Annotated in this window: 1 pseudogene; it reads left to right on the top strand. The window is 49.3% G+C overall.

Going from position 1 to position 773, the window contains the following annotated elements:
* Positions 1–63: 63 nt before the first annotated feature.
* Positions 64–773 (top strand): annotated as a pseudogene (locus A8L45_RS24295) (IS3 family transposase); the annotation flags it as partial.

The raw sequence follows: 773 nt of genomic DNA, 5'->3' as shown, positions 1-773 counted from the left end.
TGCCCCCGCTTTCTAATCCATCGTTAACTTAGTAATGTTCATCAATCAGCGAGGAAGATGAACATGAAAAAGCGATTCAACGAACAGCAGATCATTACCATTCTCAAGGAGGCAGAAGCCGGCGTTTCCGTTAAAGAGCTCTGCCGCAAGCACAACATCTCTGATGCGACGTTTTATACCTGGCGTAAAAAATACCAAGGTATGGACGTCTCTGATGCCCGACGATTGAAGGCCTTAGAAGAAGAAAATGCACGTCTGAAGAAGTTACTGGCTGAGTCGATGTTGGATGCAGAAGCGCTCAAAGTCGCTCTTAATCAAAAGTACTGACCGTCGATGACAAGCGCAAGGCCGCGCATACCATGCAGGATGCATTGAAGATATCAGAGCGCAGAGCCTGTCGACTCGTCGGTATTCATCGCGCATCTCAGCGATACGCCTCCAGCCCAAGGCTTGATGATGGAGAGCTTAAAAGGCGTATCAGAGAACTCGCCTTCGAACGGCGTCGGTTTGGCTATCGCCGGATCTACCGTCTGTTGAGACGAGAAGGGTTTGAGGTAAACCATAAACGGGTCTACCGGCTATATCGGGAAGCGGGGTTAATAGTGAGAAAGCGACGTCGCAGAAAGTCACTGTTCATTGAGCGGGAGCCACTGGTGCTTCCTGCATGTGCGAATCAAACCTGGTCGATGGATTTTGTGATGGATGCGCTTAGCTCTGGTAGGCGTATCAAATGCCTGACCATCGTTGATGATCACACGAAAGAATGTCTAGAT

This window comes from Veronia pacifica (genome assembly GCF_001707825.1).
In the GTDB taxonomy this organism is placed as follows: Bacteria; Pseudomonadota; Gammaproteobacteria; order Enterobacterales; family Vibrionaceae; genus Veronia; species Veronia pacifica.
The sequence above is the reverse complement of the archived record's forward strand: the minus strand, read 5'-3'. Positions and strand labels throughout refer to the sequence as shown.